Source organism: Microbacterium sp. Soil_N32 (assembly GCF_057655505.1).
Map to the genome: position 1 here is coordinate 85,393 of NZ_JBDGME010000013.1, position 25,314 is coordinate 110,706.

At 72.1% G+C, this 25,314-nt stretch carries 22 protein-coding genes; 9 read left to right on the forward strand and 13 right to left on the reverse strand.

The genetic code is table 11. The annotated features are described in order from the left end of the window. Positions 1-14: 14 nt before the first annotated feature. From AC3A3J_RS02930 to AC3A3J_RS02945, 4 genes are all read left to right on the forward strand, one after another. Complete coding sequence (locus AC3A3J_RS02930) at positions 15-1,211, forward strand: Gfo/Idh/MocA family protein (RefSeq protein WP_487670861.1); 1,197 nt, start codon at positions 15-17, stop codon at positions 1,209-1,211. 4 nt (positions 1,212-1,215) lie between these two features. After that, entirely contained in the window at positions 1,216-2,418 is a 1,203-nt protein-coding gene (locus tag AC3A3J_RS02935) for a dihydrodipicolinate synthase family protein (RefSeq protein WP_487670862.1), read from the forward strand. Further along, on the forward strand, positions 2,415-3,299 hold the full coding sequence (locus tag AC3A3J_RS02940; protein ID WP_487670863.1) for a sugar phosphate isomerase/epimerase family protein: 885 nt from the start codon (positions 2,415-2,417) through the stop codon (positions 3,297-3,299). The genes AC3A3J_RS02935 and AC3A3J_RS02940 overlap by 4 nt, the downstream gene beginning before the upstream one ends. A 65-nt stretch (positions 3,300-3,364) precedes the next feature. Further along, positions 3,365-4,492: a glycerate kinase gene (locus AC3A3J_RS02945; protein ID WP_487670915.1), complete on the forward strand. Its 1,128-nt coding sequence runs from the start codon at positions 3,365-3,367 to the stop codon at positions 4,490-4,492. Between the two features lie 62 nt (positions 4,493-4,554). Here the strand turns inward: AC3A3J_RS02945 and AC3A3J_RS02950 are convergent, their stop codons facing one another. After that, the gene (locus AC3A3J_RS02950) at positions 4,555-4,875 is read right to left on the reverse strand and encodes a type II toxin-antitoxin system RelE/ParE family toxin (RefSeq protein WP_487670864.1); all 321 of its coding nucleotides are present in this window, start codon (positions 4,873-4,875) and stop codon (positions 4,555-4,557) included. After that, on the reverse strand, positions 4,872-5,117 hold the full coding sequence (locus tag AC3A3J_RS02955; protein ID WP_487670865.1) for a ribbon-helix-helix domain-containing protein: 246 nt from the start codon (positions 5,115-5,117) through the stop codon (positions 4,872-4,874). Before AC3A3J_RS02955 ends, AC3A3J_RS02950 begins: the two co-directional genes overlap by 4 nt. Positions 5,118-5,354: 237 nt before the next feature. On the opposite strand from AC3A3J_RS02955, the gene AC3A3J_RS02960 reads away from it, so the two are divergent. From AC3A3J_RS02960 to AC3A3J_RS02975, 4 genes are all read left to right on the forward strand, one after another. Continuing rightward, on the forward strand, positions 5,355-9,512 hold the full coding sequence (locus tag AC3A3J_RS02960; protein ID WP_487670866.1) for a PQQ-dependent sugar dehydrogenase: 4,158 nt from the start codon (positions 5,355-5,357) through the stop codon (positions 9,510-9,512). 90 nt (positions 9,513-9,602) lie between these two features. Further along, the gene (locus AC3A3J_RS02965) at positions 9,603-10,688 is read left to right on the forward strand and encodes an alkene reductase (RefSeq protein ID WP_487670867.1); all 1,086 of its coding nucleotides are present in this window, start codon (positions 9,603-9,605) and stop codon (positions 10,686-10,688) included. A gap of 138 nt (positions 10,689-10,826) precedes the next feature. Then, complete coding sequence (locus tag AC3A3J_RS02970; protein ID WP_487670868.1) at positions 10,827-11,948, forward strand: VanZ family protein; 1,122 nt, start codon at positions 10,827-10,829, stop codon at positions 11,946-11,948. A gap of 49 nt (positions 11,949-11,997) precedes the next feature. Then, a complete protein-coding gene (locus AC3A3J_RS02975) occupies positions 11,998-12,660 on the forward strand; it encodes a hypothetical protein (RefSeq protein WP_487670869.1) in 663 nt (220 codons plus the stop codon). Positions 12,661-12,747: 87 nt separating this feature from the next. Here the strand turns inward: AC3A3J_RS02975 and aztD are convergent, their stop codons facing one another. The 4 genes from aztD to aztB form a co-directional block, all read right to left on the reverse strand. Continuing rightward, on the reverse strand, positions 12,748-13,956 hold the full coding sequence (gene aztD / locus AC3A3J_RS02980; RefSeq protein ID WP_487670870.1) for a zinc metallochaperone AztD: 1,209 nt from the start codon (positions 13,954-13,956) through the stop codon (positions 12,748-12,750). Positions 13,957-13,983: 27 nt separating this feature from the next. Continuing rightward, positions 13,984-14,871 carry a zinc ABC transporter substrate-binding protein AztC gene (gene aztC / locus AC3A3J_RS02985; protein ID WP_487670916.1) on the reverse strand — a complete coding sequence of 296 codons (888 nt, stop codon included), beginning with the start codon at positions 14,869-14,871 and terminating at the stop codon, positions 13,984-13,986. A 106-nt stretch (positions 14,872-14,977) separates the two neighbouring features. Beyond that, the gene (locus AC3A3J_RS02990) at positions 14,978-16,207 is read right to left on the reverse strand and encodes an ABC transporter (protein ID WP_487670871.1); all 1,230 of its coding nucleotides are present in this window, start codon (positions 16,205-16,207) and stop codon (positions 14,978-14,980) included. Positions 16,208-16,223: 16 nt separating this feature from the next. Further along, positions 16,224-17,174 carry a zinc ABC transporter permease AztB gene (gene aztB, locus AC3A3J_RS02995; RefSeq protein WP_487670872.1) on the reverse strand — a complete coding sequence of 317 codons (951 nt, stop codon included), beginning with the start codon at positions 17,172-17,174 and terminating at the stop codon, positions 16,224-16,226. Between the two features lie 55 nt (positions 17,175-17,229). Here aztB and aztA point away from each other — a divergent pair, with 55 nt between their 5' ends. Beyond that, the gene (aztA, locus tag AC3A3J_RS03000) at positions 17,230-17,880 is read left to right on the forward strand and encodes a zinc ABC transporter ATP-binding protein AztA (protein WP_487670873.1); all 651 of its coding nucleotides are present in this window, start codon (positions 17,230-17,232) and stop codon (positions 17,878-17,880) included. 39 nt (positions 17,881-17,919) lie between these two features. Here the strand turns inward: aztA and AC3A3J_RS03005 are convergent, their stop codons facing one another. Genes AC3A3J_RS03005 through AC3A3J_RS03035 form a run of 7 tightly spaced genes read right to left on the reverse strand, consistent with a single transcriptional unit; the run spans position 17,920 to position 25,280 of the window. After that, positions 17,920-18,942: a LacI family DNA-binding transcriptional regulator gene (locus AC3A3J_RS03005; protein ID WP_487670874.1), complete on the reverse strand. Its 1,023-nt coding sequence runs from the start codon at positions 18,940-18,942 to the stop codon at positions 17,920-17,922. A gap of 35 nt (positions 18,943-18,977) precedes the next feature. Then, entirely contained in the window at positions 18,978-19,907 is a 930-nt protein-coding gene (locus AC3A3J_RS03010; RefSeq protein ID WP_487670875.1) for an aldose epimerase family protein, read from the reverse strand. A gap of 8 nt (positions 19,908-19,915) precedes the next feature. Next, positions 19,916-21,229, reverse strand: coding sequence for an apiosidase-like domain-containing protein (locus AC3A3J_RS03015; RefSeq protein ID WP_487670876.1), 1,314 nt, complete (start codon positions 21,227-21,229; stop codon positions 19,916-19,918). Between the two features lie 49 nt (positions 21,230-21,278). Further along, positions 21,279-22,541 carry an enolase C-terminal domain-like protein gene (locus AC3A3J_RS03020; protein WP_487670877.1) on the reverse strand — a complete coding sequence of 421 codons (1,263 nt, stop codon included), beginning with the start codon at positions 22,539-22,541 and terminating at the stop codon, positions 21,279-21,281. After that, the gene (locus AC3A3J_RS03025) at positions 22,538-23,419 is read right to left on the reverse strand and encodes an NAD-dependent epimerase/dehydratase family protein (protein WP_487670878.1); all 882 of its coding nucleotides are present in this window, start codon (positions 23,417-23,419) and stop codon (positions 22,538-22,540) included. The genes AC3A3J_RS03020 and AC3A3J_RS03025 overlap by 4 nt, the downstream gene beginning before the upstream one ends. Further along, entirely contained in the window at positions 23,416-24,351 is a 936-nt protein-coding gene (locus AC3A3J_RS03030; RefSeq protein WP_487670879.1) for a carbohydrate ABC transporter permease, read from the reverse strand. Before AC3A3J_RS03030 ends, AC3A3J_RS03025 begins: the two co-directional genes overlap by 4 nt. Next, positions 24,348-25,280, reverse strand: a complete 933-nt coding sequence (locus AC3A3J_RS03035; protein WP_487670880.1) for a carbohydrate ABC transporter permease — start codon at positions 25,278-25,280, stop codon at positions 24,348-24,350. Before AC3A3J_RS03035 ends, AC3A3J_RS03030 begins: the two co-directional genes overlap by 4 nt. Positions 25,281-25,314 lie beyond the last annotated feature (34 nt).

The following is a 25,314-nucleotide window of genomic DNA, read 5'->3' on the forward strand; positions in this document are numbered from 1 at the left end:
AGAACGGAACGAAGATGTCCCTGACCACCACCGCCTCGACGACCGAGGCCCCGGCTCGCGCGACCCGCGAGATCGGCATCATCATGAACGGCGTCTCCGGGCGCATGGGCTACCGGCAGCACCTCGTGCGCTCGATCCTCGCGATCCGCGACGAGGGCGGCATCGAGCTGAGCGACGGCACGAAGGTCACCGTTCGTCCTCTGCTCGTGGGGCGCAGCGAGACCAAGCTCGCCGAGCTGGCCGATCGGCACGGCATCGAGGACTGGACGACCGACCTCGACGCGGCGCTCGCCGACCCGCGCTGGGAGATCTACGCCGACTTCCTGGTGACTAAGGCCCGTGCGTCGGCGCTGCGCAAGGCGATCGCCGCCGGCAAGACGATCTACACCGAGAAGCCCACCGCCGAGTCGCTCGCCGAGTCGGTCGAGCTGGCGAACCTCGCCCGCGAGGCGGGGGTCAAGACCGGCGTCGTGCACGACAAGCTCTACCTCCCCGGGCTGCAGAAGCTCAAGCGGCTCATCGACTCGGGTTTCTTCGGGCGCATCCTGTCGGTGCGCGGCGAATTCGGGTACTGGGTGTTCGAGGGCGACTGGCAGCCCGCGCAGCGCCCGAGCTGGAACTACCGCGCCGAGGACGGCGGCGGCATCATCGTCGACATGTTCCCGCACTGGAACTACGTGCTCGAGAACCTCTTCGGCCGCGTCGAGAGCGTCTACACGCAGGCCGCCGTGCACATCCCCGACCGCTGGGACGAGAACGGCGAGCGGTACACCGCTACCGCCGAAGACGCGGCGTACGGCATCTTCGAGCTGGAGGGCGGGGCGATCGCGCAGATCAACTCGTCGTGGGCGGTGCGCGTGCACCGCGACGAACTGGTCGAGTTCCACGTCGACGGCACCCTCGGCTCGGCGGTGGTCGGGCTGTTCGGCGCAAAGATCCAGCACCGCAACGCCACGCCCAAGCCGGTGTGGAACCCCGACCTCGCCGACGACCACGACTACGCGGCCGACTGGGCCGGCGTGCCCACGAACGAGGTGTTCCAGAACGGCTTCCGCCAGCAGTGGGAGGAGTTCCTCGAGTCGTACGTGCTCGGCACCGACTACGAGTTCGACCTCATGGCGGGCGCGCGGGGCGTGCAGCTCGCCGAAGCGGGACTCGAGTCGTCGCGCGAAGGGCGCAAGATCGTGCTCAGCCCCCTCACCGCGGAGTGACCCCATGAGTGCGCTGACCCTCCTCTCCGCCGATGGCACGACGTCGACCGTCGACCTCGCCGAGGCCCCCGGCCACGCCCCGCCCTCGGGGCCGTTGCGGACCCGGGTGGCGTACGCCGCCGCCCACGTCGTGCCCCGCACCGCGGGCGACAACACCCCGGGGCGGCCGGCCGACGTCGACTGGGATACGACGCTCGCGTTCCGCCGCCACGCGTACACGTGGGGGCTCGGCGTCGCCGACGCCATGGACACCGCGCAGCGCAACATGGGGCTCGACGCCGCGGCCACCCGTGAGCTGATCTCGCGATCGGCGGAGGTCGCGCGCGAGGAGGGCGGCGCGCTCGTCGTGGGGGTGAACACCGACCACGTCGACGACGAGGTCATCTCGGTGGATGCCGTCATCGACGCGTACAAGACGCAGCTGCACTTCACCGAGGAGCAGGGCGCGGGGCCGGTGCTGATGGCCTCGCGCCACCTCGCCCGCGCGGCCGGATCGGCAGACGACTACCGGCGCGTGTACCGCGAGGTGCTGTCGGCGGCCACGACCCCCGTCGTGCTGCACTGGCTGGGCACCGCGTTCGACCCGGTGCTCGAGGGGTACTTCGGGTCGTCGGACTGGCGGGCCGCCGCCGATGTGCTGATCGAGATCATCGGCGAGAACCCCGAGAAGGTCTCGGGGGTGAAGATGAGCCTGCTCGACGCGGCATCCGAGGTCGCCGTGCGCGACCGTCTGCCCGACGGCGTGCGCATGTTCACCGGCGACGACTTCAACTACGTCGGCCTCATCGGCGGCGCCGACGTGCCCAACGCCGCGCAGCCGGTGAGCGCATCGCCCTCGCCGCGGCGGCACTCGGATGCTCTGCTCGGCGCGTTCGCGGCGCTCACCACCTCGGCATCCGCCGCCATCCAGGCGCTCGATGCGGGCGACCCCGACCGCTATCTCGCGATCCTCGGACCGACGGAGGACCTGAGCCGTCAGATCTTCGCCGCCCCCACCTTCTACTACAAGACCGGCGTCGCGTTCATGTCGTGGCTCAACGGCCACCAGCCCGCCTTCCAGATGGTGGGCGGTCTGCACTCGGCGCGCAGCCTGCCGCACCTGTCGCGCATCGTCGAACTGGCCAACGCTGCGCACGCCCTCGAGAAGCCCGAGCTCGCGGCCGAACGCTGGCACGCGATGCTGCGCCTGAACGGAGTCGACGCATGACCGCCCCGCACCCCCGCCTGTCGATCAACCAGGCGACCATCAAGCACGCCGACCTGCGCACCGCGCTCGACGTGACCCGCGCGGCGGGGGTCGAGGCGATCGGCCTCTGGCGAGAGCCCGTGAACGCGGTCGGTCTCGACACCGCCGCCGCGATGCTCGCCGACTCGGGTCTGCGCTTCACGACCCACTGCCGCGGCGGGTTCTTCACGGTGCCGGAGGGGGTGGCGCGGCGCGCATCGATCGACGACAACCGGAGGGCCATCGACGAGACCGCCGCCCTCGCCGCCGCCGGGGCGGAGGGCTCGACCGCCGTGCTCGTGCTCGTCGCCGGGGGCCTGCCGGAGGGATCGCGCGACATCGCCGGCGCGCGAGCGCGGGTGCGCGACGCACTCGGCGAGCTCGCTCCGCACGCCGAGGCCGCCGGGGTCACGCTCGCGATCGAGCCGCTGCATCCGATGTACGCGACCGACCGCTGCGTGGTGTCGACGCTCGGGCTGGCACTCGACCTCGCCGCCGACTTCGCCCCCGAGGTCGTGGGGGCGGCGGTCGACACGTTCCACATCTTCTGGGACCCCGACGTGCTCGCCCAGATCGCACGCGCGGGGCGCGAGAGGCGCATCGCGACCTATCAGGTGTGCGACTGGAAGACCCCACTGCCGGCCGACGTGCTGCTCAGCCGCCACTACCCGGGCGAGGGGGTCATCGACCTGCGCACGCTCACCGAGGCCGTCGTGGCGACCGGGTACGACCGCGACGTCGAGGTCGAGATCTTCCACGCCGACATCTGGGCCGAAGACCCCGCCGCCGTCGTGCGGCGCACGGCCGAGACCTTCGGCGCGAGCGTCTCGCCGTTCCTCGCGCCGGTGGGCACGCCCGTATGACGCGGCGACGGCGCGGGGGCGGCCCGAGGGCTCGCGAGTGAGCGGTCGGGGCTAGTGTCGTGACCGTGCACACCGCCGTCTTCGCCCCCGACAGCTTCAAAGGCACGATCGCGGCCGCCGAGGCAGCCGCCGCGCTCGCCGCGGGCTGGGCATCCGTGCGACCCGACGACCGGGTCGTGCTGCGGCCCATGGCCGACGGGGGAGAGGGCACGGTCGACGCGTTCGCTGCGGCGATCGACGGTGCGGAGCGCGTGCCGGTGCGGGTGACGGGGCCGGATGGATCGCCGACGGATGCCGCCTGGCTGCGGGTGCCCGCCTCCCCGGACGCACCCGCCGGGACCGCGGTGGTGGAGCTCGCATCGACGAGCGGGATCGAGCTGCTGGGCGAACGGCGCCTCGGGGAGGATGCGCACACGCTCGGGTTCGGTCAGGCGATCGCCGCCGCCCTCGACGCGGGGGTCTCGCGCCTCGTGCTCGGGATCGGGTCGAGCGCCTCGACCGACGGCGGGGTCGGGATGCTGACGGCGCTCGGGGCGCGGTTCGCCGACGCCTCGGGGGCGCCGATCCCTCTCGGTGCGCGGGGGGTGGCCGAGGTCGTCTCGGCTGATCTGTCAGGGCTGCGCCCGCTGCCGCCGGGCGGCGTGCTCGTGCTGAGCGACGTGACGAATCCGCTGCTCGGGCCGCGCGGCGCCGCGGCGGTGTTCGGGCCGCAGAAGGGGCTCGACGGCGACGCGATCGCGCGCGCCGATGCGGGCCTCGCGCGCCTGGCCGCGTTGTTGCCCGCCGACCCCGCGACCCCGGGGGCGGGTGCAGCGGGAGGCACCGGTTTCGGGCTTCTCGCGTGGGGGGCGCGTCTCGTGGCGGGTTCGGGGGAGGTCGGGCGACTGGTGGGCCTGCCCGGGGCGTTGGCCGAGGCATCCGCCGCCGGTTCGGCGTGCGTCGTCACCGGCGAGGGGGCGTTCGACGGGCAGACGGGCGCCGGGAAGGTGCCCTCGTACGTCGCGTCCGTCGCGGCGGGCGCCGGCGTGCCCGCGCTGCTGGTCGCCGGACGTGTCGCGGAGGATGCCGACACCGGGGCGTTCGTTGCGCACGTCTCGCTCACCGACCTCGCCGGCTCGGGCGAGGTCGCGATGCGGGAGACCGCCCGCTGGTTGCAGGCCGCGGGGGCGGGGCTCGCCCGCGAGTTCGACTGATCGCGGGCGGAAGGCGGGGCCGGCAGGGACGAGGTCGCCGACTCTGTCGACGCGACCGCTCCTCAACGATCGGTGAGTGTCGCGGGGATGTCGCGGCGGCTGTGCAGCATCCGGTGGACGCGAACGGCGTCCTCGTCGTCGGTGTAGAAGACGACGTAGGGAAACCGTTTCATGGCGACGTCTCGGAGACCGGGGATGTGCGTCTCGAGTGCGAACCGAGACGAGCCGATCGAGGGGAACTCGGCGAGCAGATCGCGGATGAGCTGCAGTTCGTCGACGAATGCCCGCGCCGTGTCGGGGCGCCCTTCGCGGAGGAGGTCGTCGAGTGCCGCCTCGATGTCGTCGTCGGCCTGACGGGTGGTGACGACCCGACGCGCACTCACTGCGACGCGGTATCGCTCGCGCGGACGCGCGCACGCAGGCGTTCGAAGTAGGCGTCGTCCAACTCGGAGCCCGGCCCCGAGGCCATTCCGGTCTCGAGAAGGGAGCGGAGGCGGGTGCGATCCTGCTCGCTGCGGATCAGGTCGCGGACGAACTCGCTGCTCGTGCCGAAGCCCCGCGCGACGACCTGCTCTTCCACGAAATCCTTGAGAGGGTCGGGGAGCGAAACGTTCATGGTGGCCATGACCGGATCATACGGTGATTGGCAAGGTTTGCCAAGATCGCGCGTCACTCAGCCTCTTGCCCTCGAACGAGGAGCGCGCTAGCCTCACACGAAAGCGGTTGCGAAAGCGCTTACGCGGCGGTCGCACCGCTGATCGCCCTCCCCTCTGCAGTGCCGCCCCGGGGAGGAGCGTGACACCACTCCGGCACGACACCACACGACGATGACGTTGAGAGGTCTCCGATGCAGAGAAGAACCATGCCGTCCCCGAACTCCGCTCCGCGGACGGATGCCGTTCCCCCGGGTGCGCGACGGCGACGAGGGATCGCCGCGGCCGCCGTGGTCACGGCCATGATCGGCACGATGTTCGCCGCCGCCCCGGCCGCCGCCGACGAGCCGTTCACCGAGGTGATCGACTTCGAGGAGTACGAGCGCACCGCGCTGAACGGTCAGGACGGCTGGACGGCCTCGACCGCCCCGAAGGTCGTCGCCGACCCGCTCAACGGCAACAACCAGGTCGTCGAGTCGATCGGCGGAGGGCAGCAGGCGTTCCGCCAGATCCCCGCGATCGCCGACGGGACGACGGGCACGCTGTTCTTCCGCTTCCTGCGCACCGGCACCGTCGACACCTCGTTCGGGCTCACCGACGTGGACGCCCCGAACGACTACGTCAACAGCCGCGCCTACGTGAACAACCAGAACGACGACGTGCTCCGCGTGCGCGACGGGGGCGCCTTCGCCTCGGCCGGCGTATGGGGCAAGGACGCCTGGCAGTGCGTCTGGATCGTCGCGGACAATGCCACCGACAAGGTGACCGTCTACAGCCAGGGCGGCCCCTACGCCGAGCGCACCCGCCTTCCCGAGGGCACCGAGAAGCAGTTCGGCTTCCGCCAGGCAGTGAACGGCGATCTCGACCGCTTCTTCTGGAAGAACGGTGCGACGAGCAACGGCCGCCTGCTGCTCGACGACGTGTCGGTCGACAACACGGGCGAGAACCTCGCGATCGCCACCGGCAACCCCGGCGACTGCGCCCCCGGCGAGACGGTGCAGCAGCCGCTGCTCAACCCGCTGCCCGACCCGGCGCTGTCGACGCTCGGCATCGAGGTGACCGAGCTCGCCCAGCTGCCGGAGTCGCAGACGACCCCGGCCACGCAGGATCAGCGGCTCGTGCGCCACAACCGCATCACCCACCTCGACGAGGTGCCCGACGGCTCGGGCCGGCTGATGGTTCCCGACAACAACGCGATCCTCTACCTCGTCGACAAGGAGTCGGGCGAGTACGTGCCGTACCTCAACGTGCGCGACCAGTTCGTCGACAACTTCCACAACAGCGCCGGCCTCGGCACGGGTCTCGGCGCGGCCGAGTTCCACCCGGACTTCGCCGAGAACGGTCTCTTCTACACCGTGCACACCGAGGGCACCACGGCGCTCACCGAGGACACCCCCGACTTCCCGGCCTACGGCAACACGCAGTTCCACAGCGTGATCACCGAGTGGAAGGCATCCGATCCGTCGGCGACGACGTTCGAGGGAACGCACCGCGAGGTCATGCGCATCCCGTTCGGCGGGCGCGTGCACACGGTGCAGCAGATCTCGTTCAACCCGACCGCCGACGAGGGCAGTGCCGAGCACGGCATCCTGTACATCCTCGTGGGCGACGGCGGCAACGGCGTCGGCAACGGCAACCCGCAGGATCTCTCGACGCCGCAGGGCAAGGTGCTGCGCATCGACCCCACCGGCGACGACAGCGCGAACGGCGAGTACGGCATCCCCGCCGACAACCCGTTCCTGGACGAGGAGGGCGCACTGCCCGAGATCTACGCGGTGGGTCTGCGCGACCCGCACCGCATCAGCTGGGACCCCGCGGGCGACCACACCATGTACCTCGCCCACATCGGCGAGTGGCAGGTCGAGTCGATCTACGCCGTCGAGCCGGGCGACAACTTCGGCTGGTCGGTGCGCGAGGGCTCCTTCCTCGCCGAGAACCGCCAGATCTTCCCGCTGCCCGAGAACGACGCCGAGTTCGGCTTCACGTATCCGGTCGCCGCGTACGACCACAACCGCGATCCCGGACAGACCGGTGACGCGGGCGTGGCCGTGAACGGCGGGTTCGTGTACCGCGGCGACATCGAGGCTCTGCAGGGCCGGTACCTGTTCACCGACCTCGTGCGGGGCTGGGTGCTCTCGACCCAGGCCGACGAGATGGTGCGCAACGACGGCGACATCGAGGACCTCGCGACGATCGAGCAGCTGCGGGTGTTCGCCGACGGTCAGGAGACCACGTTTCAGGAGCTGGTGGGCGACACGCGCGTCGACCTGCGGTTCGGGTCGGATGCCGACGGTGAGCTGTACCTCGTCTCGAAGGCGAACGGCAAGATCTGGAAGGTGACCGGTGCCCGCGAGGCGGGTCCCGCCTCGCCCTTCGTGCTGCCGGACCTGGCCCCGAACCTCGTGACGCATTACGACTTCGACCACCCCGCGACCGACGCGAAGGTCGAGCTCGACCAGGGTCTCTCCGGCACCGACATCTCGCTCATCAACGGCGGGGTCGAGCAGCGGGTGACCGACCGGGCGTACCCCGGGGCCGGACGCGCCCTGCAGACGCAGCAGATGAGCCCGACGACGGCGTCGAACGACGACTGGAAGGCCGGCGTCTACGACGCCTCCGGGGTCGATTCGCTCGACGCGTTCGCCGGCGCCGAGGAGGTCTCGGTGATGGGCTGGTTCAAGCCCACGGGCGACCACCCCGCGCCGAACTCGAACACCGCGAACCCCGACGATGTCTACAACGCGATCGGCCTGGCGGGCGTGCTCACCGGCACCTCCGACGGTCACGCGGTGCGGGCGCTGCTCGAGGTCATCACGGTCGACGGCGAGCTGAAGCTCGTCGCCCTCGGCCGCCGGGTCGACGGGGCGGGGTCGTGGACCTTCGCCGCAGACCTGCCGTGGGACGAGATCCTGAAGAAGGGGCAGTGGGTGCACCTCGCCGCGACCTTCGACTTCGCGGGCGGCGAGATGAAGCTGTACATGAACGGCGAGGAGCTCGCCGGGCGGTACACCGCATCGAACCCCTGGGGTGCGGGGGCCACGAGCGACACCACCCCGGCCGGCATCAAGATCGGCGGCAGCTTCCCGCAGAACACGCGCGAGGCGAACCCGTTCCACGGCCGCATGGACGACGTCATGCTGCTCGACACGGTGCCGACCGCCGCGCAGGTCGCGGCGCAGTACGCCCTCTACGGTGCCGCGCCGGCGCAGCAGCCGGTCGACCCGCCGTGCACGCCGACGGGCCTCGAGATCGCCGACGTGATGTCGGCCGACGACTGGGCGCCGCGCACTCCCGCGAAGTGGGAGTTCCCGGGCGACCAGGTCGTGCTCACCGAGGCGGGCACCAACCCGAACGACGGCATCCGCCGACCGTTCGAGTACGCGGTGCTCACCGAGGGGCCCGAGCTGGGGTCGTTCGATCTGAACGCCCAGGTGCGGCTCGACGAGAAGGCGTCGGTGAACAACCGCGACGTCATCATCGTCTTCGGGTGGCAGTCAGACACGCAGTACTACTACGCGCATCTGTCGAAGGACAACACCATCTATCCGCACAACGGCATCTTCAAGGTCGACAACGCCGACCGGGTGCGCATCGACGATCAGTGGGACGGTGCCGTCGGCGCCCCGCCCGCGGTGACCGATGAGGAGTGGCACGACGTTCGCGTGGTCCGCTGTGCCGACACCGGCCAGGTGGCCGTGTACGTCGACGGCTCGGATGCTCCGCTGATGACGGCGACCGACACCACGTTCCCCGCGGGGCGGGTGGGCTTCGGGTCGTTCGACAACTTCGGCCGCATCCGCGACCTGACCGTCACCACGACGGCGCCCGACGAGGTCGCTCCGACCGCGACGGTGAAGACCGAGGCCGGCGCCACGGTCGGCCGCGACGGGGTGTACAGCCAGGTGTCGTTCAAGCTGCACGACGCGGGCAAGGTCGACCGCGTGTTCGTGAACGGTGTGGAGAACGACCTGACGGATGCCGTCTGGTCCGACCTCAACGGCGTGAAGCCGGGGGCGTTCGGCGCCGTCGAAGGGGCGAACACGCTGGTGGTGCGCGACGTCGCGGGCAACGAGGCGACGGTCCGGTTCACGCTCGACGCGACGGCGCCGACGGTCACGGTCAAGCCCGACCCGAAGGGGCAGGGAGCGGACCGGGTCTTCACGACCGTGTCGTTCAAGCTGTACGACGCGCGCAAGATCGACCGCGTGGTGCTGAACGGCGTGACGACCGATCTGAGCGACAACATCTGGTCCGACCTCAACGCGGTCAAGGCGGGCAGGTTCGGTGCGGTCGGAGGGGAGAACACCCTCGTGGTGCACGACGTCGCCGGCAACGCGACGGAGGTGACGTTCCAGCTGAAGCCTTAGCAGCGGCATCCGTCGAGGCCCACCGCCCCATCCGGGTGGTGGGCCTCGGCCGTCGGGAATACTCCGGCCCGTCCCGGCGCTGGCCTCAGGGTGACCCTCTACTCGTCCGCCGCGTTCGGCGCCCTGCAGCTGTCCAACCGTGTCGTCATGGCACCCCTCACCCGCACCCGGGCCGACGAAGACGGCGTGCCCACCGACGTCATGGTCGAGTACTACCGCCAGCGCGCCGGGCAGGGGCTCATCATCACGGAGGGCACGTGGCCCGCGGTGGAGGGGAAGTCGTACCCCGGGCAGCCGGGCATCGTCACGCCCGCGCAGATCGAGGGATGGCGACGGATCGCGGATGCCGTGCACGAGGCGGGCGGCACCATCGTGATGCAGCTCATGCACGGCGGCCGCATCTCGCACCCGGAGATCTCGGGTGTCGACCGCGTGGTCGCCCCCAGCGCGGTGCCCGCGCCGGGACAGACGCACACCCCGTCGGGCAAGGCCGACCTCCCGGTGCCGCACGCGCTCAGCGCCGATGAGCTGCCCGAGGTCGTCGAGCAGTTCGCGCAGGCCGCACGCAACGCGATCGCCGCGGGCCTCGACGGTGTCGAGGTGCACGGAGCCAACGGCTACCTGGTGCACGAGTTCCTGTCGCCGGTCTCGAACGTCCGAGAGGACGAGTACGGCGGATCGCCCGAGAACCGCGCGCGCTTCGCGATCGAGGTCACCCGGGCCGTCGCCGCCGCCGTCGGCGGGGAGCGCACGGGCATCCGCCTGTCGCCCGCGCACGGCATCCAGGGCGTGATCGAAGACGACGCCGACGACGTGCGCGCGACGTACACGGCCGTCGCCAACGGGCTCGCCGCCCTCGGGCTCGCGTTCGTCGACGTGCTGCAGGCCGACCCGCGGGGCGAGCTCGTGCAGAGCATCCGCGCGTCGGCGAAGGCGCCGCTGATCGTCAACTCGGGCTTCTCGGCCGAGACCACCCGCGGAGAGGCCGAGGACCTGGTCGAGGAGGGATGGGCCGATGCCGTCGCCGTCGGGCGTCCGGTCATCGCGAACCCCGACCTCGTCGAGCGGTGGCAGAACCGCGCCGACCTGAACGCGCCGCGCCCGGAGCTGTTCTACGGCTTCACCGCCGAGGGCTACACCGACTACCCCTCGCTCGAGGAGTCGCGCTCCGCGTAGCCCGCGCTCGCTGCGCCGTGAGGGGTCACGACACGCCGCGTGTTCCGCGTGCGACACGACGTGTCTCGACCCCTCACAGCAATCCCTTGCTGCGTTCGAGCGGCGGTCGCGGCAGGCACCGCTCCTAGGATGAGTCGGATGGGTGAATGGACATGGCAGGCGCAGTTCGGCCTCATCGGCGGCGGCATCCTGTTCTGGGTGGTGCTGGTGCCGCTGCTCGTGCTGCAGGTGCGCCGCTACGGCGGCCTGTCGTTCCGGCGGCTGCTCGGCGCCGCGGCGGTCAGCGTCTACGCGGTGGCTCTGGTGGCGTACACCCTTCTGCCGCTGCCCGAGATGCGGGCGAACTGCGGCGTGAGCGCCGCCGGCATCGAACTCCTCCCCGGGCACTCGATCGGTGACATCCTGCGCGAGACCGAGGGTCTCTCGATCACCGGCACCCTGACGAGCCGCGCCACGATGCAGGTCGTGCTCAACGTGATGCTGTTCGTGCCCCTCGGCGTCATCGCACGCCGGTACTGGAACCGCGGACCCGTCGTCTCGATCCTGCTCGGCGCGGCGGTGTCGCTCGGGATCGAGCTCACGCAGCTCACCGGCGTGTGGGGACTCTATGCGTGCGCGTACCGCGTGGCCGACGTCGACGACCTGCTCGCGAACACCGCGGGCGCGGCGATCGGCGTGGCTCTGGCGCCCCTGCTGCTGGCCTGGATGCCCAGTTCCGACGCTCTCCGCGCCGAACGACGGCAGCCTCGCCCGGTCACGGTCTGGCGCCGGTGGTTCGGAATGATCCTCGACGCGATCATCGTGCAGGTCGCCATCAGCACGGTCTCGGTGTTCCTCTTCGTGCCGCGCGCGCTGCTGGCGCCCGACCGGGAGGTGGGCCCGGGCGAGGCGCTGATCGAGACGGCGGTGATCGGATGCTGCGCGGTGGTGCTCGTCGTCGTCGTGCCGGCACTCGTGTCGTCGGGGGCATCGCTCGGCCAGCGCATCCTGTGGCTCGAGCCGCGATGGTCGGGGAGGCGGGGGTCGTCCGGGCGGCGGCTCGCCCGCGCATCCGTCGTGGCGTTGCCGTACACCGTGGCGACCGTGCTGCAGCAGCTGCCGGAGGGCGTGCCCACGGTCGCGACCACGGTGACGAACGTCGTGGGACTCCTCAGCACGCTCGTGCTGATCGCGGCGGTCGCCTCGGTGCCGTTCTCGCGGGGTCGGCGCGGGCTGTCGTTCGCGATCAGCGGCGCCGAACTCCACGACGCACGAGCCTGACGAGCGGGGGCGCGGCGGGGCCCGAGTCGCAACCTCGTAGCCTGGGGGCATGGCTTTCTCGTTCGTGCTTCCGGCATCCCGTGCGTATATCGAGAGTGCGGGTGCGGCCGATGCCCGCGCGGTCGACGCCGACCGCGCCGCCGCCGCGCTGCGGGCCGACTACGAGCGCTGGTCGCGGTGGGGTCTGGGGATCCTCGCCTTCGTGCTCGCCATCGTCGGCGTGTTCCTGGCCGTCGGCCTGACGACCACGATCGTGATGCTCGGCGGGGTTCCGGCGCCGCTCGATGTCGCGGTCGTCGTGATCGCGGCGCTCCTGGGCATCGCCGGGATCGGGGTGCTCCTCGCGCTGTGGCGTTCGGGTCGCCGCATCCTGCGCGCGGCGTCGTGGTGGATGCGCCTGCCCTTCGTGAGCGGTGTGCGGCAGCGGCGCGCTGCCGGGTGGATCGAGGCCCGCACCGTGAACTTCGAGGGCCCGATCTTCGTGCGCCTCACGACCGCGAGCCTGGCGAGTCTGACGGGCGTGCTGGGCCTGTCGGTGCTGATCTACGACGCGGTGGAGGGGCCGTCGTCGTTCACTCCCGCGGCGGTCGCGGTCGGCGCGATCGCACTCGTCGCCGGCCTCGTGCAGATGGGCGGCGTGATGCGCGTCGTCTCGGCCGTCGCCGAGGGCGACCCCCTGTGGGTGCGCATTCGATCGAGCTTCCGCCGCTGAGTCGCATGCACGTGAGGGGTCACGACACGCTGTGCGTCCCGGGTGGGATGCGGCGCGTCGTGACCCCTCACGGCCAGCAGCGAAGACTCAGCCCGCGGCGGGAGCGATCTCGTTCGGCGTGACGTCGAGCTCGGTCGTCGCGAGCACCTCGCCCGTCGTCAGGTCGACCGCGTGCACCTTCTTCGCGGCCGGCTCGGTCACGTAGGCGATGTCACCGGCGACGACGATCGCGGGGTGCGCGTCCTGCCACTCGGCCGGTCCTTCCCACGCCTCGACGACCGGGTACTCCGCGGTGATCTCGCCGGTCTCGGGGTCGAGCACGTGGATAGACCCGTCCGCCGACAGGATGTAGGCCAGGTCGTCCGGCCCGCGCACCACGTCGCGGAACGTGTACTCGACGCCCTCGGGCAGGTCCACGACCTCGTACGTCTTCGCGGCGGTGTCGATGAGGGTGACGGCGCTCAGCAGGTAGCCCTCGGCATCCGGGTCGTTCTTGTAGTCGCCCACGACGATCGGGCTCGTCTCGCTGACGTAGGCGTTGCCCATGCGGCCGTACGGCTGGTCGGGCGCGGTGAGCTTGGTGATCGCGCCGTCGGCGTAGACGAGCGCGCCGTCTTCGCAGCCGAACACGACGGCCTCGTCGGCAGCGGTGCCCTCGCCGTGCACGCCGGGGCACTGGTCGGAGGTCGCGATCTCGGTGCCCTCGGCATCCTTCACGACGATGCCGTTGCGCCCGTCCGCGTTGCCGACGGTGGTCAGGAACGTGCCGTCCTCGAGCACCACCGAGACACCGTGGTGCGCCTCGACGCCCTCGATCGTCTCGGTCTCGGGCAGCCCGTCGGCCTCGGCGAGGTCGGCGGTGTCGAAGATCGTGGTGTCGCTCGTGCCGTCGGCGTAGAGCACGGTCTTACCCGCGTGCCGCACGACGTGACCGGGGGTGTCGGCCTCGAAGATCGTGTCGGTGAGCTCGGCGTCCTCGCTCGTGCCGGCCGCGGTGTCGAGCAGCTGGAAGCCGTCGCTCATCGTGACCATCACGTGCCGTCCGTCGCCGGCCGGGTTGAGCCGGGTGAAGGCCTCGGAGTCGAAGTCGGCGACGGTCTCGAGGGTGTCGCCGTCGAGCACGAGGATGCCGCCCTCATACGAGATCGCGACGCGCGCGCCGGCCTCGGCTGCGGCGTCGGAACCGGTGGTGGGGGCTTCGCCGCCGGCACCGGTCGACGAGCAGGAGGCCAGGGTCACGGCCGCTCCGACGGCCACGGCGGCGAGCAGCGCACGACGCAGGGGTGTCTTGTTCATGGTGTTTCTTTCTGTGGGGAAGGGGCCTCAGCGGGTGAGGCCGGAGGTGATGCGCTCGGTGTTGACGCGCATCATGGTCAGGTAGTCGGGGGCGCCGCCGTCGGCGTCGGTGAGCGACTCGGTGAAGAGCTCGACGACCTCGACGTCGATGCCCGCTTCGCTCGCCAGGGCCTGCACGAGCCGGTCGGGCGACGATGACTCGGCGAAGATCGCCGGCACGCCGGTGGTCTCGATCGCGGTGACGAGGTCGGCGAGGTCGGATGCCGAGGGGGCGGCGAGTGTCGTCCCCCCGGGGATCACCGCGCCGATCACCTCGAAGTCGAAGCGGTCGGCGAGGTAGCCGAAGACGTGGTGGTTGGTGACGAGGGCGCGGCGCTCGTCGGGGATCGCCGCGAAGGCATCCGTCATCTCCGCGTCGAGGGCTGCGACCTCGTCGCGGTATCCGTCGGTCGCGGCGGCCAGCTGGTCGGCGTCGATGCCGTCGATCTCGGCGAGCGCCGGTTCGAGCGCATCGATGACATCGATCATGCGCGCGGGGTCGGTCCAGAAGTGCGAGTCCGGCATGCCGGCGGCGTCGCCCTCGGCGTAGTCGAGCACGTCGATCGCGTCGCCCGCGACGAACGCGGGGACGTCGGCGGCGACCGCGCCGTCGAGGTGCTGCTGCAGGCCCTCCTCCAAGCCCAGCCCGTTCGAGACGAGCAGGTCGGCACCGCGCAGCGTCGCGGCCTCCTGGGCGGAGATCTCGAACGAGTGCGGATCGGCGTTCGGCTTCATGAGCGTCACGACGCGCGCCTGGTCGCCGACGAGCTCGGTCACGACATCGCCGAGGATGTTCGTCGACACCACCACGAGCGGGCGGTCGTCTGCGGGGGCCGCGCACGCGGTGAGAGCGCCGAACGGGAGGGCCGCGAGCAGCGCGCCGACGGCGAGGCGGCGAGGGCGGGAGTGCGCGGCGCGATCGTCGGCGCGCGAGCGCAGGGCGGGTCGGGATGAGCGGATGCGGGGAAGGCGAGTGCGCACGTCAACGTCCCGTCTCGGCGGTGAACGCCGGCTCGTCGTCGGTGTCGAAGGTGCGCGCGATGCGGGCGCCGTCGGCGTAGTCGATCTCGTACAGGCGGTGCTCGGCCGGGGCCGAGAGGTAGGCCCGGTGCTGATCGGCGATGAGCGCGGGGGCTGCGCCGCCGGCGAGGGAGTCGGTCACGAGGGGCGCCGTCTCGGCGCGCATCGCGCCGGTCGTCGCGTCGAGCACGAGCATCCGGCCGTCTTCCGTGAGCGCGAGCAGGGTGTCGTCGTCATCGTCGACCGCCGTGACGTGCACGAGCGGGGCGGGGGCCGTGAGCAGCGTCCAGCTGCGCGCCCGGGTGTCGAGCACGCGGATGTCGGTGCTGCCGGCGAGGCCGGCGACGGTCGGCCGGCCCTCGCGGTTGTCGAAGCCCGTCACCGCTCCGGTCGTGCCGTCCGGGTACGGGATGCGCTCGACGACGAGGTCGCCGTCGTCGACGTGCGCGAGGAGCGCGCCGTCGGAGCATCCGATCACCGCTCCGACGCGCGTCGTGATCGTGCCGGCCGGCTGGATGCACGACTCCCGCAGACCGGTCGCATCGCCCTCGGCGGTGTACGCGGCGACCTCGGTGGCGACGCCGCCCTGGGCCTCGGTGACGAGCGCGAACGACCCGACCGGCACGACCATCCCGTCGTGGGGGACGCGCTCGAGGCGGAACGACTCGCGGATCTCGCCCTTCGACAGCGCCTCGGTGTCGAGCAGCACGGCGTCACCCGAGCCGGCGAACGACACACCGGTGCCGCCGGTCGTCGAGCTGTTCGTCGTCGCGACCGTCGCGGCGCCGTCGCCCTCGACCGTGCCGAGCAGGGCCGGGGCGGCGCGGTAGTAGTGGAAGTGGTCGACGTGATCCCACGTCCACACCCCGCTGTCGACGACCTCGACGCCCGCGCCCGAGTCGGCGAACAGGTAGCGGCCGTCGGTCGTCATCGACGTCGGGGCACTCACCGCGCCGAGGTCGGTCACGCTCTCGTCGAGCAGGTCGAGGTGCTGCACGCCGCCCTCGGGCGAGATCGTCGTGAGGCCGAGCGGCGGCTCGGCGACCTCTTCGGCGCCCGCGATCGCACCGTGACCGTCGCCGGTCTTCGGGGTCGATGCAGGGGACGGCGAGGTCGCGGCCGGAGCGGCGCACGAGACGAGAACGAGCGAGAGGGCGCCGACGAGCGCGGCGGGGGTGATGCGGGAGGGCACGGTGGTGCTTTCTAGATCAGGGGCGGGGGGAAGCGGTCGCCACACGGTCGGTGCGCGGGGCGGGGGCCGGGACGGAAGCGGAGGCGGCAGGCGCCGCGACAAGGGCGGGGGAAGGGGCGGCGGCGGAGGCGGCAGGGGTCGCGACCGGTCGGAGACGAACGACCGCGGCGTGCAGCATCCACGAGGCGGCGGCGAGGGCGATCGCTGCGGCGGCGACGGATGCTCCGGCGGCGGTTGCGGCGAACCACGAGGCGAGCAGTCCGACGGCCACGGCGACGACGCCGAGCACCGCGGCGAGCAGCATCCGTGTCGGGATGCGGCGGGTCCACGGGCCGGCGGCCACCGCGGGGGCGAGCAGCAGCCCGACGACGAGCATGGAGCCGACCGCCTGGTACGAGGCGACGACCGCGAGGGTCACGAGGCCGACCAGCACCGCCTGGGCGAGGCGCGGGCGCAGCCCCAGCACCTGCGCGATGCGCGGGTCGAGCGCCAGAGCGACGAGGGGTCGATGGAAGACCGCGGCGACGACGAGACCCGCGGTCACGGCGATCGCGAGCAGCACGAGGTCGTCCGATCCGATCGCGAGGATGTCGCCGAACAGGATCGCGGTGGCGTCGGTGGCGAAGCTGCCCGAGTGCGAGATGACGATCACGCCGAGCGCCAGCATCGACACGAAGAGCAGTCCGATGCTCGTGTCGTACGACAGCCGCGCTCGCCGCTGCAGTGCGCCGATGCCGATGCTCATCGCGAGGGCGCTGAGGGCGCCGCCGGCGATGACGGGGAGGCCGAGCACGGTCGCGAAAGCGACGCCGGGGAGCATGCCGTGGGCGAGGGCCTCGCCGAGGAACGCCATGCCGCGCACCACGACCCAGGTGCCCACGACCGCGCACAGCACCGCCACGAGGGCGCCGCCGAGCAGGGCGCGCTGGAAGAAGTCCAGGGCGAAGGGGGCGAGGAGATCGGTCACGAGCCACGAGCCTAGACGTATTTGAGAATGATTATCAATTCCATAAGATGGGGATATGCTCGCCCACCCTCTCCGCCCCGACGCTGTCGCCCGCCTCGACGGCATCCGGGTCGCGTTCGACGGACGCGATGTGCTGCACGGCGTCGACGTCGAGATCGCATCGAGCGCGATCACGGTCGTCGCGGGGCCGAACGGCGCCGGCAAATCGACGCTGCTCGAGGTGCTCGCGGGCGCCCGTGCGGCGCGGGAGGGCAGGCGCAGCGTCTCGGGTGAGGTGGCGTTCGTGCCCCAGCGTGCGGCGGTGTCGGAGCGGCTGCCGGTGTCGGCCCGCGACGTCGTGGCGATCGGAACGTGGGGGCGCCGCGGATCGCGCACGCCCCGCGAGGCACTGCGGATGCGCGTCGACGATGCGCTCGATCGGCTCGGCATCCTGCCGCTCGCCGCGCATCCGTTCGCCACGCTCTCGGGCGGTCAGCAGCAGCGCGCGCTGCTCGCGCAGGGGCTGGCGCGGGGGGCCGACCTCCTGCTCCTCGACGAGCCGACGACGGGCCTCGATGCGGAGAGCGGTGCGCGCATCCGCACGGTGCTGCGCGCCGAGGCCGACCGCGGGGTCGCGGTGGTGTGCGTGTCGCACGACCCCGCGGTGCTCGCCGACGCCGACCGGATCATCCGTCTCGCGGACGGCCGCGTCTCCCTCTCGCCGTGAGGCTCGCCTCCACCCGAGGGAGGGATTGCGGAACGGGGGTCAGCGGGGGAGGGGACCGACCGTGGAATCGCCCTCGATCAGCACGCCGTCGACCCGGTGCACCCCGGGCGTGAACTCGCCGCCGTCGATGGCTTCGGCGAGGTACTCGGCCGCGCGCGTGCCGACCTCGCTCAGCAGCGGGTCGATGGTCGTGAGCGCCCGGTCGTGCTGGTCCATGAGGCCGGCGAGGTTGTCGAAGCCGACGATCGCGACGTCGTCGGGAATGCGCAGGCCCGCCTGCCGGAACACCTCGGATGCCGCCACCGCGATCGTGTCGTTGCCGCAGAACACCGCGTCGAAAGGCTCGCCCGAGGCGAGGAGCTCTTCGGCGGCGCGCCGCCCCCACGAGCGGGACCAGTCGCCGTGGAAGCCGTGCCCTCCGACGAGGTCGAGTCCCTCGGCGGCGAGCACCGACCGCAGCCCGTCCGCGCGCTCCCGGGCCGACTGATCATCGAGCGAAGCGCTGAAGTGCGCGATGCGCCGGCGGCCGAGGCCCAGCAGGTGGCGGCCGGCGAGCTCGCCGGCGACGAATCCGTTGTGCAGGAACGACACGTCGGCGGGGTCGTCGGAGAGACCGTACGCGTAGACCACCGGCACGGTGAACCCGTCGGTCACCGATCGCATCGCCGTGCCGCTGCCGTCGCCCACGACGAGCAGCCCGTCGACCTTGCGCGCGCGGAACTTGCGTACCGTGGCGGCGATGAGGGCCCGGTCGAGTCGCGAGTCGGCGACGAGCACCGACAGGTCGCGGGCGCCCAGCGCGGTCGTCGCGCCGGTCAGCACGGGCATCGTGAAAGCGCCGGGGGCGTTGAGGGTGAGCACGCCGATCGTCGCGCTGCGGCCCTGCGCGAGGAACTGCCCGAGCGCGTTCGGCTCGTAGTCGAGGCGCGCGGCGGCCTCCATGATCCGCTCCCGGGTCGCATCCGACGCCTTGCCCTGACCCCGCAGCACCTTCGAGGCGGTCGAGACGGACACTCCCGCGATGGCGGCCACGTCCTTGAGGGAAATCGCTTTCTTTGACATCGCAGATCGATTGTATCGATGAGCGGTCGCGGAACTCACCGGCGCGGCCGGATCTCCAGCACGACCGTCGAGACGATCTCGGTGCCGGCGGCGATCCGCACCGACCCCGTGCCCGGGGTCGCCGTGCCGTAGGCGTCCGATGCCGGTTCGATCCCCACCGCGTCGACGGCGCCCCACCAGGGGAACCCGGTCGATCCGCGGCGCTCCTGCCAGACGTACACGCGGGGGAGGAGCCCCGCGTCCCACGTCAGGCGCACGTCGAGCCCGGCGGAGCGCGACTGCACCTCGACCGCGCCCACCGCGCCGTCGAGATCGGCGAAGCCCCCGCCGGGAGCGTGGACGATCAGCACCTCCGCGTCGCCGAGCCGCACGTCGGCGTCGTCGAACAGGGCGCCCGCGAACGCCGGATGCTCCACCCACACGATGCGCGCCTCGTCGGGGCCCTCGTTGTGCACGCGCGTCTCGATCGTCACCCGCCCCGGTGCGATCGACACCGAGCGCTCGACGTGCAGCGGCAGGGTGCGCAGGAGCACGCGCGCGACCACCGCGTCGGCCCGGCTGTCGAGCCGCCACGTGCGCCACGCGGCCTCGCCGTGGAAGGGCTGCTCGACGACGGCCTCCGGCGAGGGGTCTCCGGCGGCGGGCACGAGCACGTGCCAGCCGCCGCGGTACCGGCGGTGCCATTCGGCGCTGCTCGCCGTCATCGACCAGGCGTCGTCGGGTTCGTCGGCCCACGGCGTGCGCGCGAGCAGATCGACGCCGTGCGCTCGGATGGCGGCGATGCGGCCGCCATCCGGCGTGACGACGACGCGGATGCCGTGGGCGTCGAGCACCTCGGCGCCCGCCTGCGCCTCGGCACCCGCCTGCGCCTCGGCACCCGTCTGCGCTTCGGCACCCGCCTGCCGGGCCGCATCCGCGTGCCCGACGGCCGCTGGGCCGACGGCCTCCGTCCGGGCAGCGCTCACGCGCGCGGTCACTCGGCGAGCCGCAGCACGAACAGCGCGTCGCCCGGGAACTCCGGCTGCTCCAGGCGCACCCCGCGGGCGGAGGCAGCGGCGTCGGCCCCGGCATCCGCCGCGTCGTCGAGCGCGACCGCCGACCAGTCGGCCGCGTCGATCCGCCGTCCCGCGAGGTCGTACAGCCGCACCTCCGACACCGACGACGGGTCGACGCGCAGCGTCAGCGGGAACGCGGTCGGGGCGTAGACCGCGAGCGTCGCGCCCGTGCGTCCCGCCACCGCGCCGGATGCCTCGGCGACCAGCACGTCACGGTCCTCGCGCAGGTCGAGCAGCCGCTCGGCCTCGACCACGCGGCGCAGGAAGGCGACGTCGTCGGCCCCGGGGAAGGCGAGGGCGGTCGAGAACGGGAAGGGCAGGCCGTGCACGGCCTCGGCGGTGAACGCGCTGCCGCGGCGGTGCCAGCTCCACACGCCGTGCGCGCCGTAGCCGAGCCCGGCGGCGGCACCCGCGACGATGCCGGTCCAACTCGCCCGGCGCACGTCGGCCTGCGAGTGGCGGGCGCGTCCGGCGAACCGCCCGAGCCCCTCGTAGCAGGGTTCGAGGTTGATGGTCGGACGCTCGACCGCGAGGTCGTCGTAGTACCGCACGAGGTCGCGGGGCAGGGTGTCCCAGTCGTCGTTGTGTCCGGGCTGCAGGCCGTGCAGGTCGAGCAGCGGCCCGTCGGCGAGTGCCTGGGGCATGCGCGCGGTCGGGGTGCTGTGCCACGTGACGAGGGCGTCGGGGGCGTGCTGCCGCACGGTCTCGGCGGCGAGCGAGTAGCGCGCGAGGGCGGTCTCGTCGTTCAGGTCGTCGTCGCCCGACACGATCCAGATGGGCTCGAAGCGTGCGAAGCGCTCGACGGTCGCGCGCACGTGCTCCACGGTCTGGTCGGCGTCGAGCACCAGGTGGGGGGTGAGGCCCGCGCCCCACGTGCCGGGCACGAAGTTGTTCCACAGCAGCACCAGCATCGGGGTGAAGCCGTGCGCGACCGCCTCGGCGAGGCGGCGCTCGGCGCGCGGCCAGTACTCCTCGTCGCCGGCGGACAGGTCGAGGCGTCCGTCGATCACGCGGTACGGCGACAGCCCGCCCTCGGAGCGGTCGTGCTCGATCGGCAGCACGCTGATGAGCAGACCGTTGAAGCCCTGCCGTCGGCGGAGCGCGAGGTAGTCCGACCACTCCTCGTCGGTCGGGCCGATGAACGCGGCCCACGTGGTGTCGGCGAGGAGGAAGGTCGGGGCTCCGTCGCGGAGCAGGGAGCGGCGCGAGGGCGCGAGGGACCAGCGGGGCATGGATCGTCCAGACGTGGGGAGGGGAAGGAGGGGAAGGAGGGGAACGGGGTCAGGGGGCGATGAGGGCGCCGTCGGTGGAGCGCACGCCCGCCGCCCAGGCGTCGTGCCCCGACAGCGCGGCCGGGTACCGGGCGGCGGCGGCCTCGTCGACGTCGACACCCCAGCCGGGCTCGTCGCGCGGGGTGAGCCAGCCGTTCTCGATGTCGATCATGCCGGGGAAGACCTCGTGGGTGGCCTCGTTGTAGACGTGCCCCTCCTGGATGCCGAAGGCCGGGCTCGTGACGTCGAGGGCCACCGCGGCGACCACCGCGAACGGGGAGGCGTCGCCGGGGGAGTGCCATGCCGTGCGCACGCCCTCGATGTCGCAGAGCACCGCCAGGCGCCGGGCGGCGCTGAGCCCGCCGACGTCGGAGATGTGGCAGCGCAGGTAGTCGACCGCGTGGGTGCGCACCAGGCGCGCCGCCTCGGTGAACGACGTCGCCAGCTCGCCGACCGCGATCGGCACCGACGACACGGCGGCGACCTCGGGAAGGCGCTCCCAGTGCTCGGGGGCCAGCACGTCCTCGATGAAGAACGGCCGGTACGGCTCGAGGTCGCGCAGCAGTGAGACCGCCTGCCGCGGGATGAGCCGCGAGTGCACGTCGTGCAGCAGGGCCACGTCGTCGCCGAGCAGCTCGCGCATGCGGGCGAAGAGCTGAGGCGTGCGGCGCAGATACTCGTCGACGCGCCAGCCCCGGGGGTTCTTCGCCCATCCGTACTCGCCGACGGTGGGCGGGGCGCCATAGTGCCCGATGCCCTGCTGCCCGCTCTGCACGCGGATGTGCCGCAGGCCGGCCTCGCGCAGTTCCTCGGCATGGGCGGCGGTGGCCTCGGCATCCGCCCCTTCGGCGTGCAGGTAAACGTCGGCCGCGGCGCGCACGCGCCCGCCGAGCAGCTCGTAGACGGGCATGCCTGCGCGCTTGCCGGCGATGTCCCACAGCGCCATGTCGATGCCCGACAGTGCGTTGTTGCCCACCGGTCCCTCGCGCCAGTACGACGAGAACCGGATGAGGCGGGTGAGGTCTTCGATGTCGCCGGGGTACCGGCCCACCAGCAGCGGACGCAGGTGCTCGATGTACGCGGCGACCGCCTGCCACCGCTGCGTGAAGGTCGCGCAGCCGAGGCCGTAGAGGCCGTCGTCGCTCGTGAGCACCTTCACCACGACCAGCGGGATGCCCTCGGGGGCGGTGACGATGGTGCGGATGTCGGTGATCCGCACGTCGTCGCGCGGCTCCCACGGCTGGGCGAAGGTCGGGGCGGGGACGTCGATCATCGGGGGTTCCTCAGGGCGATCGGGGGAGCGGACGCGGTGCCGTCGTGGATCGACTCGGTCGGGCGGAACCCGAGCACGGTCGCCGCGACGCTGGTGTCGATGAGGCTGTCGGAGCCGTCGATCGGATGCTCGATCGGCACCCCGGGGGCGTGCGCGGCGAGCAGGGCGGCGGTCGGCTCGTCGAGCAGGATGTCGTCGGCGCTGAGTCCGGCCACGAGCACCCCCGTGACGTCGGCCTCCAGGGCCCGCAGCACGGCGCGCGCGGCATCCGCCATGGTCAGGTACCCCCACCCCTCGCGGGCCATGCTCGCCGGGTCGGCGGCGACCTCGGCGGCCGCCGACCGCAGCACCTCGGGCCACTTCACCAGCGGGAACCGCAGGGCCACCACGTCGATGCCGTAGCGGCGGTGCGCGTAGCGGGCGGTCTGCTCGTCGACGCCCTTCGACAGCGAGTACGCATCTGCCACGTCGGAAACCGTGTCCTCGCGCAGGGGGAACGACGGCGGGAACGCCCGATGCGGGTTGTTCGGGTAGCCGAGGGCGTTGATGCTGCTCGCGATGACGGCCCGGCGGATGCCGCGCTCACCGGCCTGCTGCAGCACGTTGAACGTCGAGTCGGTGTTCACGCGGAACACCTCGTACGGCGTGCCGAGGGTCGGGTGTGGAATCGCGGCGAAGTGCGCCACGGCATCCGCCCCGTCGAGGGCCGCAGCCACGTCGGCGACCGAGGTGGTGTCGCCAGTGAGCACGCGATCGGCGGGATGCGGCGACGCGTACGACAACGAGAGCGCGGTGACGTCGTAGCCGGCGCGCACGAGGGCGCCGCTGACCGCGCGACCGATCTCTCCGTCGGCGCCGGTGACGAGGACGCGGGTCATCCCTTCACCCCGCCCGCCATGCTCGCGCCGCGCAGGAACTGCCGCTGGAACAGCAGGAACAGCACCACCGGGATCAGCAGCGACAGGAACAGCGCGGCCATCTGCACGCTCAGCTCGGTCTGCGCCGCGAGACGCGGCAGCGCCACCGACACCGGCTGCTTGTCGGGGTCGGGCAGCACGAGCAGCGGCCACAGGTAGTCCTTCCACGATGCGACCACGGCCAGCAGGCCGACGACGCCGAGGATGGGGCGGGACAGCGGCAGCACGATGCTCCACAGGATGCGCAGGGCGCCCGCGCCGTCGATGCGCGCGGCGTCGTAGAGGTCGGCCGGGATCGACTCGAGGAAGCGGGCGATGATGAGCACGTTGAACGCGGTCGCCGCGGCCGGCAGCCAGATCGCCCACGGGGTGTTCAGCAGCGAGACGCCGAACACCGGCAGCTCACGCACCGTGAGATACAGCGGCACGAGGGCGACGATGCCGGGCACGAAGAGGGTCGCGAGGATGGCGCCCGAGAGCAGCTTGCCCCACCGCGGCTTCAGCACCGTGATGACGAACGCCGCGGTCGTCGAGACGACCAGGGTGGCGATCGTGGCGCCGAGGGCGAGCACCGCGGTGTTCAGCAGGTAGTGGCCGATGCGGCCCCGTTCCCACGCGATGCCGATGTTCTCCCACTGCACGACCCCGCTCGAGAAGAACGCGAAGGGTTCGCGGATGAGGTCCTGCGTGGGCGAGACGGCGGCGAGCGCCAGCCACACGAGCGGACCGAGCCCGGCGATGACGAGACCGGCGAGCACGAGCGCCTGGGCGATGCCCAGGGTCACCCGCACGACGCGACGGCGGCGGTCGGAGTCGGAGATGTTGGTGCGCGAGGCGGCTGCCTCGCGCTGGGGGCGAGGGCGGCGCAGCGGCGTGCGGGCGGGGGCGCTCATGCGGCACTCCAACGACGGGTGAGGCGGGTGTAGAGGAAGGCGACGATGCAGAGCACGGCGGCGAGCAGCACACTGAGGGCGGTGGCGGCACCGTAGTCGACGCGCACGAAGGCGTAGTCGTAGATGGTCATGAGCAGCGTCTTGGTCGACCCGAGCGGTCCGCCGCCGGTGAACAGGAAGGGCTCGGTGAAGATCTGCATGGTGCCGATGACCTGCAGCAGCAGCATGGTGCCGATGATGCCGCGCATCTGCGGTAGGGCGACGTGCCAGACGCGGCTCCAGATGCCGGCACCGTCGAGCTCGGCGGCCTCGTACAGTTCGGTCGGGATGCTGGTGAGCGCGGCGATGTAGATGATGACCGCGGTGCCCGCACCGGCCCAGGTCGTCTCGAGCACGATGGAGGGCATCGCGAAGGCGGGGCTCGTGAGCCAGGGGACGGGGCCGATGCCGATTGCGCCGAGGATCGTGTTGAAGACACCGTCGGACGAGGGGTCGTAGAAGAACTTCCACAGCAGGATGGCGACGACCGGGGGCACCATCACGGGGAGGTAGGCGAGGGCGCTGAAGTACCAGCGGTGACCGCGCAGCTCGGCGATGAACACGGCGAGGGCGAGCGGCACGGGGAAGCCGAAGAGGATCGCGAGCAGCGTGTAGTAGAGGGTGTTCAGGGCGGCCTGCGGCAGGTTGGGGTCGCTGAGCACGTAGGCGAAGTTGTCGAAGCCGACCCATTCGGCGGCCTGCCCGGGAACGACCTCCTGCACGCTCATGACGAGCGACGAGACGATCGGGCCCCACGAGAAGTAGAGGTAGACGAGGATCGCGGGGGCGGCGATGCCGAGGGCGACGAGGCCGGGGCGCATCCGGCGCCAGCGCCGGAGTCCGGTGGCCGGCCGGGTCGCGTGCCCGCCGGTGGGCTGTTTCTGGTACATCGGTCCCTCCACGGGGATGATCGGGGCGGATGCC

What these genes read in the sequence shown, in the direction of transcription:
- AC3A3J_RS02930 (WP_487670861.1), top strand. Translation starts at nt 15, where the DNA reads ATGTCCCTGACCACCACCGCCTCGACGACCGAGGCCCCGGCTCGCGCG.
- AC3A3J_RS02935 (WP_487670862.1), top strand. Translation starts at nt 1,216, where the DNA reads ATGAGTGCGCTGACCCTCCTCTCCGCCGATGGCACGACGTCGACCGTC.
- AC3A3J_RS02940 (WP_487670863.1), top strand. Translation starts at nt 2,415, where the DNA reads ATGACCGCCCCGCACCCCCGCCTGTCGATCAACCAGGCGACCATCAAG.
- AC3A3J_RS02955 (WP_487670865.1), bottom strand. Translation starts at nt 5,117, where the DNA reads ATGGCCACCATGAACGTTTCGCTCCCCGACCCTCTCAAGGATTTCGTG.
- AC3A3J_RS02960 (WP_487670866.1), top strand. Translation starts at nt 5,355, where the DNA reads ATGCCGTCCCCGAACTCCGCTCCGCGGACGGATGCCGTTCCCCCGGGT.
- AC3A3J_RS02970 (WP_487670868.1), top strand. Translation starts at nt 10,827, where the DNA reads ATGGGTGAATGGACATGGCAGGCGCAGTTCGGCCTCATCGGCGGCGGC.
- AC3A3J_RS02975 (WP_487670869.1), top strand. Translation starts at nt 11,998, where the DNA reads ATGGCTTTCTCGTTCGTGCTTCCGGCATCCCGTGCGTATATCGAGAGT.
- aztD (WP_487670870.1), bottom strand. Translation starts at nt 13,956, where the DNA reads ATGAACAAGACACCCCTGCGTCGTGCGCTGCTCGCCGCCGTGGCCGTC.
- aztA (WP_487670873.1), top strand. Translation starts at nt 17,230, where the DNA reads ATGCTCGCCCACCCTCTCCGCCCCGACGCTGTCGCCCGCCTCGACGGC.
- AC3A3J_RS03005 (WP_487670874.1), bottom strand. Translation starts at nt 18,942, where the DNA reads ATGTCAAAGAAAGCGATTTCCCTCAAGGACGTGGCCGCCATCGCGGGA.
- AC3A3J_RS03015 (WP_487670876.1), bottom strand. Translation starts at nt 21,229, where the DNA reads ATGCCCCGCTGGTCCCTCGCGCCCTCGCGCCGCTCCCTGCTCCGCGAC.
- AC3A3J_RS03020 (WP_487670877.1), bottom strand. Translation starts at nt 22,541, where the DNA reads ATGATCGACGTCCCCGCCCCGACCTTCGCCCAGCCGTGGGAGCCGCGC.
- AC3A3J_RS03025 (WP_487670878.1), bottom strand. Translation starts at nt 23,419, where the DNA reads ATGACCCGCGTCCTCGTCACCGGCGCCGACGGAGAGATCGGTCGCGCG.
- AC3A3J_RS03030 (WP_487670879.1), bottom strand. Translation starts at nt 24,351, where the DNA reads ATGAGCGCCCCCGCCCGCACGCCGCTGCGCCGCCCTCGCCCCCAGCGC.
- AC3A3J_RS03035 (WP_487670880.1), bottom strand. Translation starts at nt 25,280, where the DNA reads ATGTACCAGAAACAGCCCACCGGCGGGCACGCGACCCGGCCGGCCACC.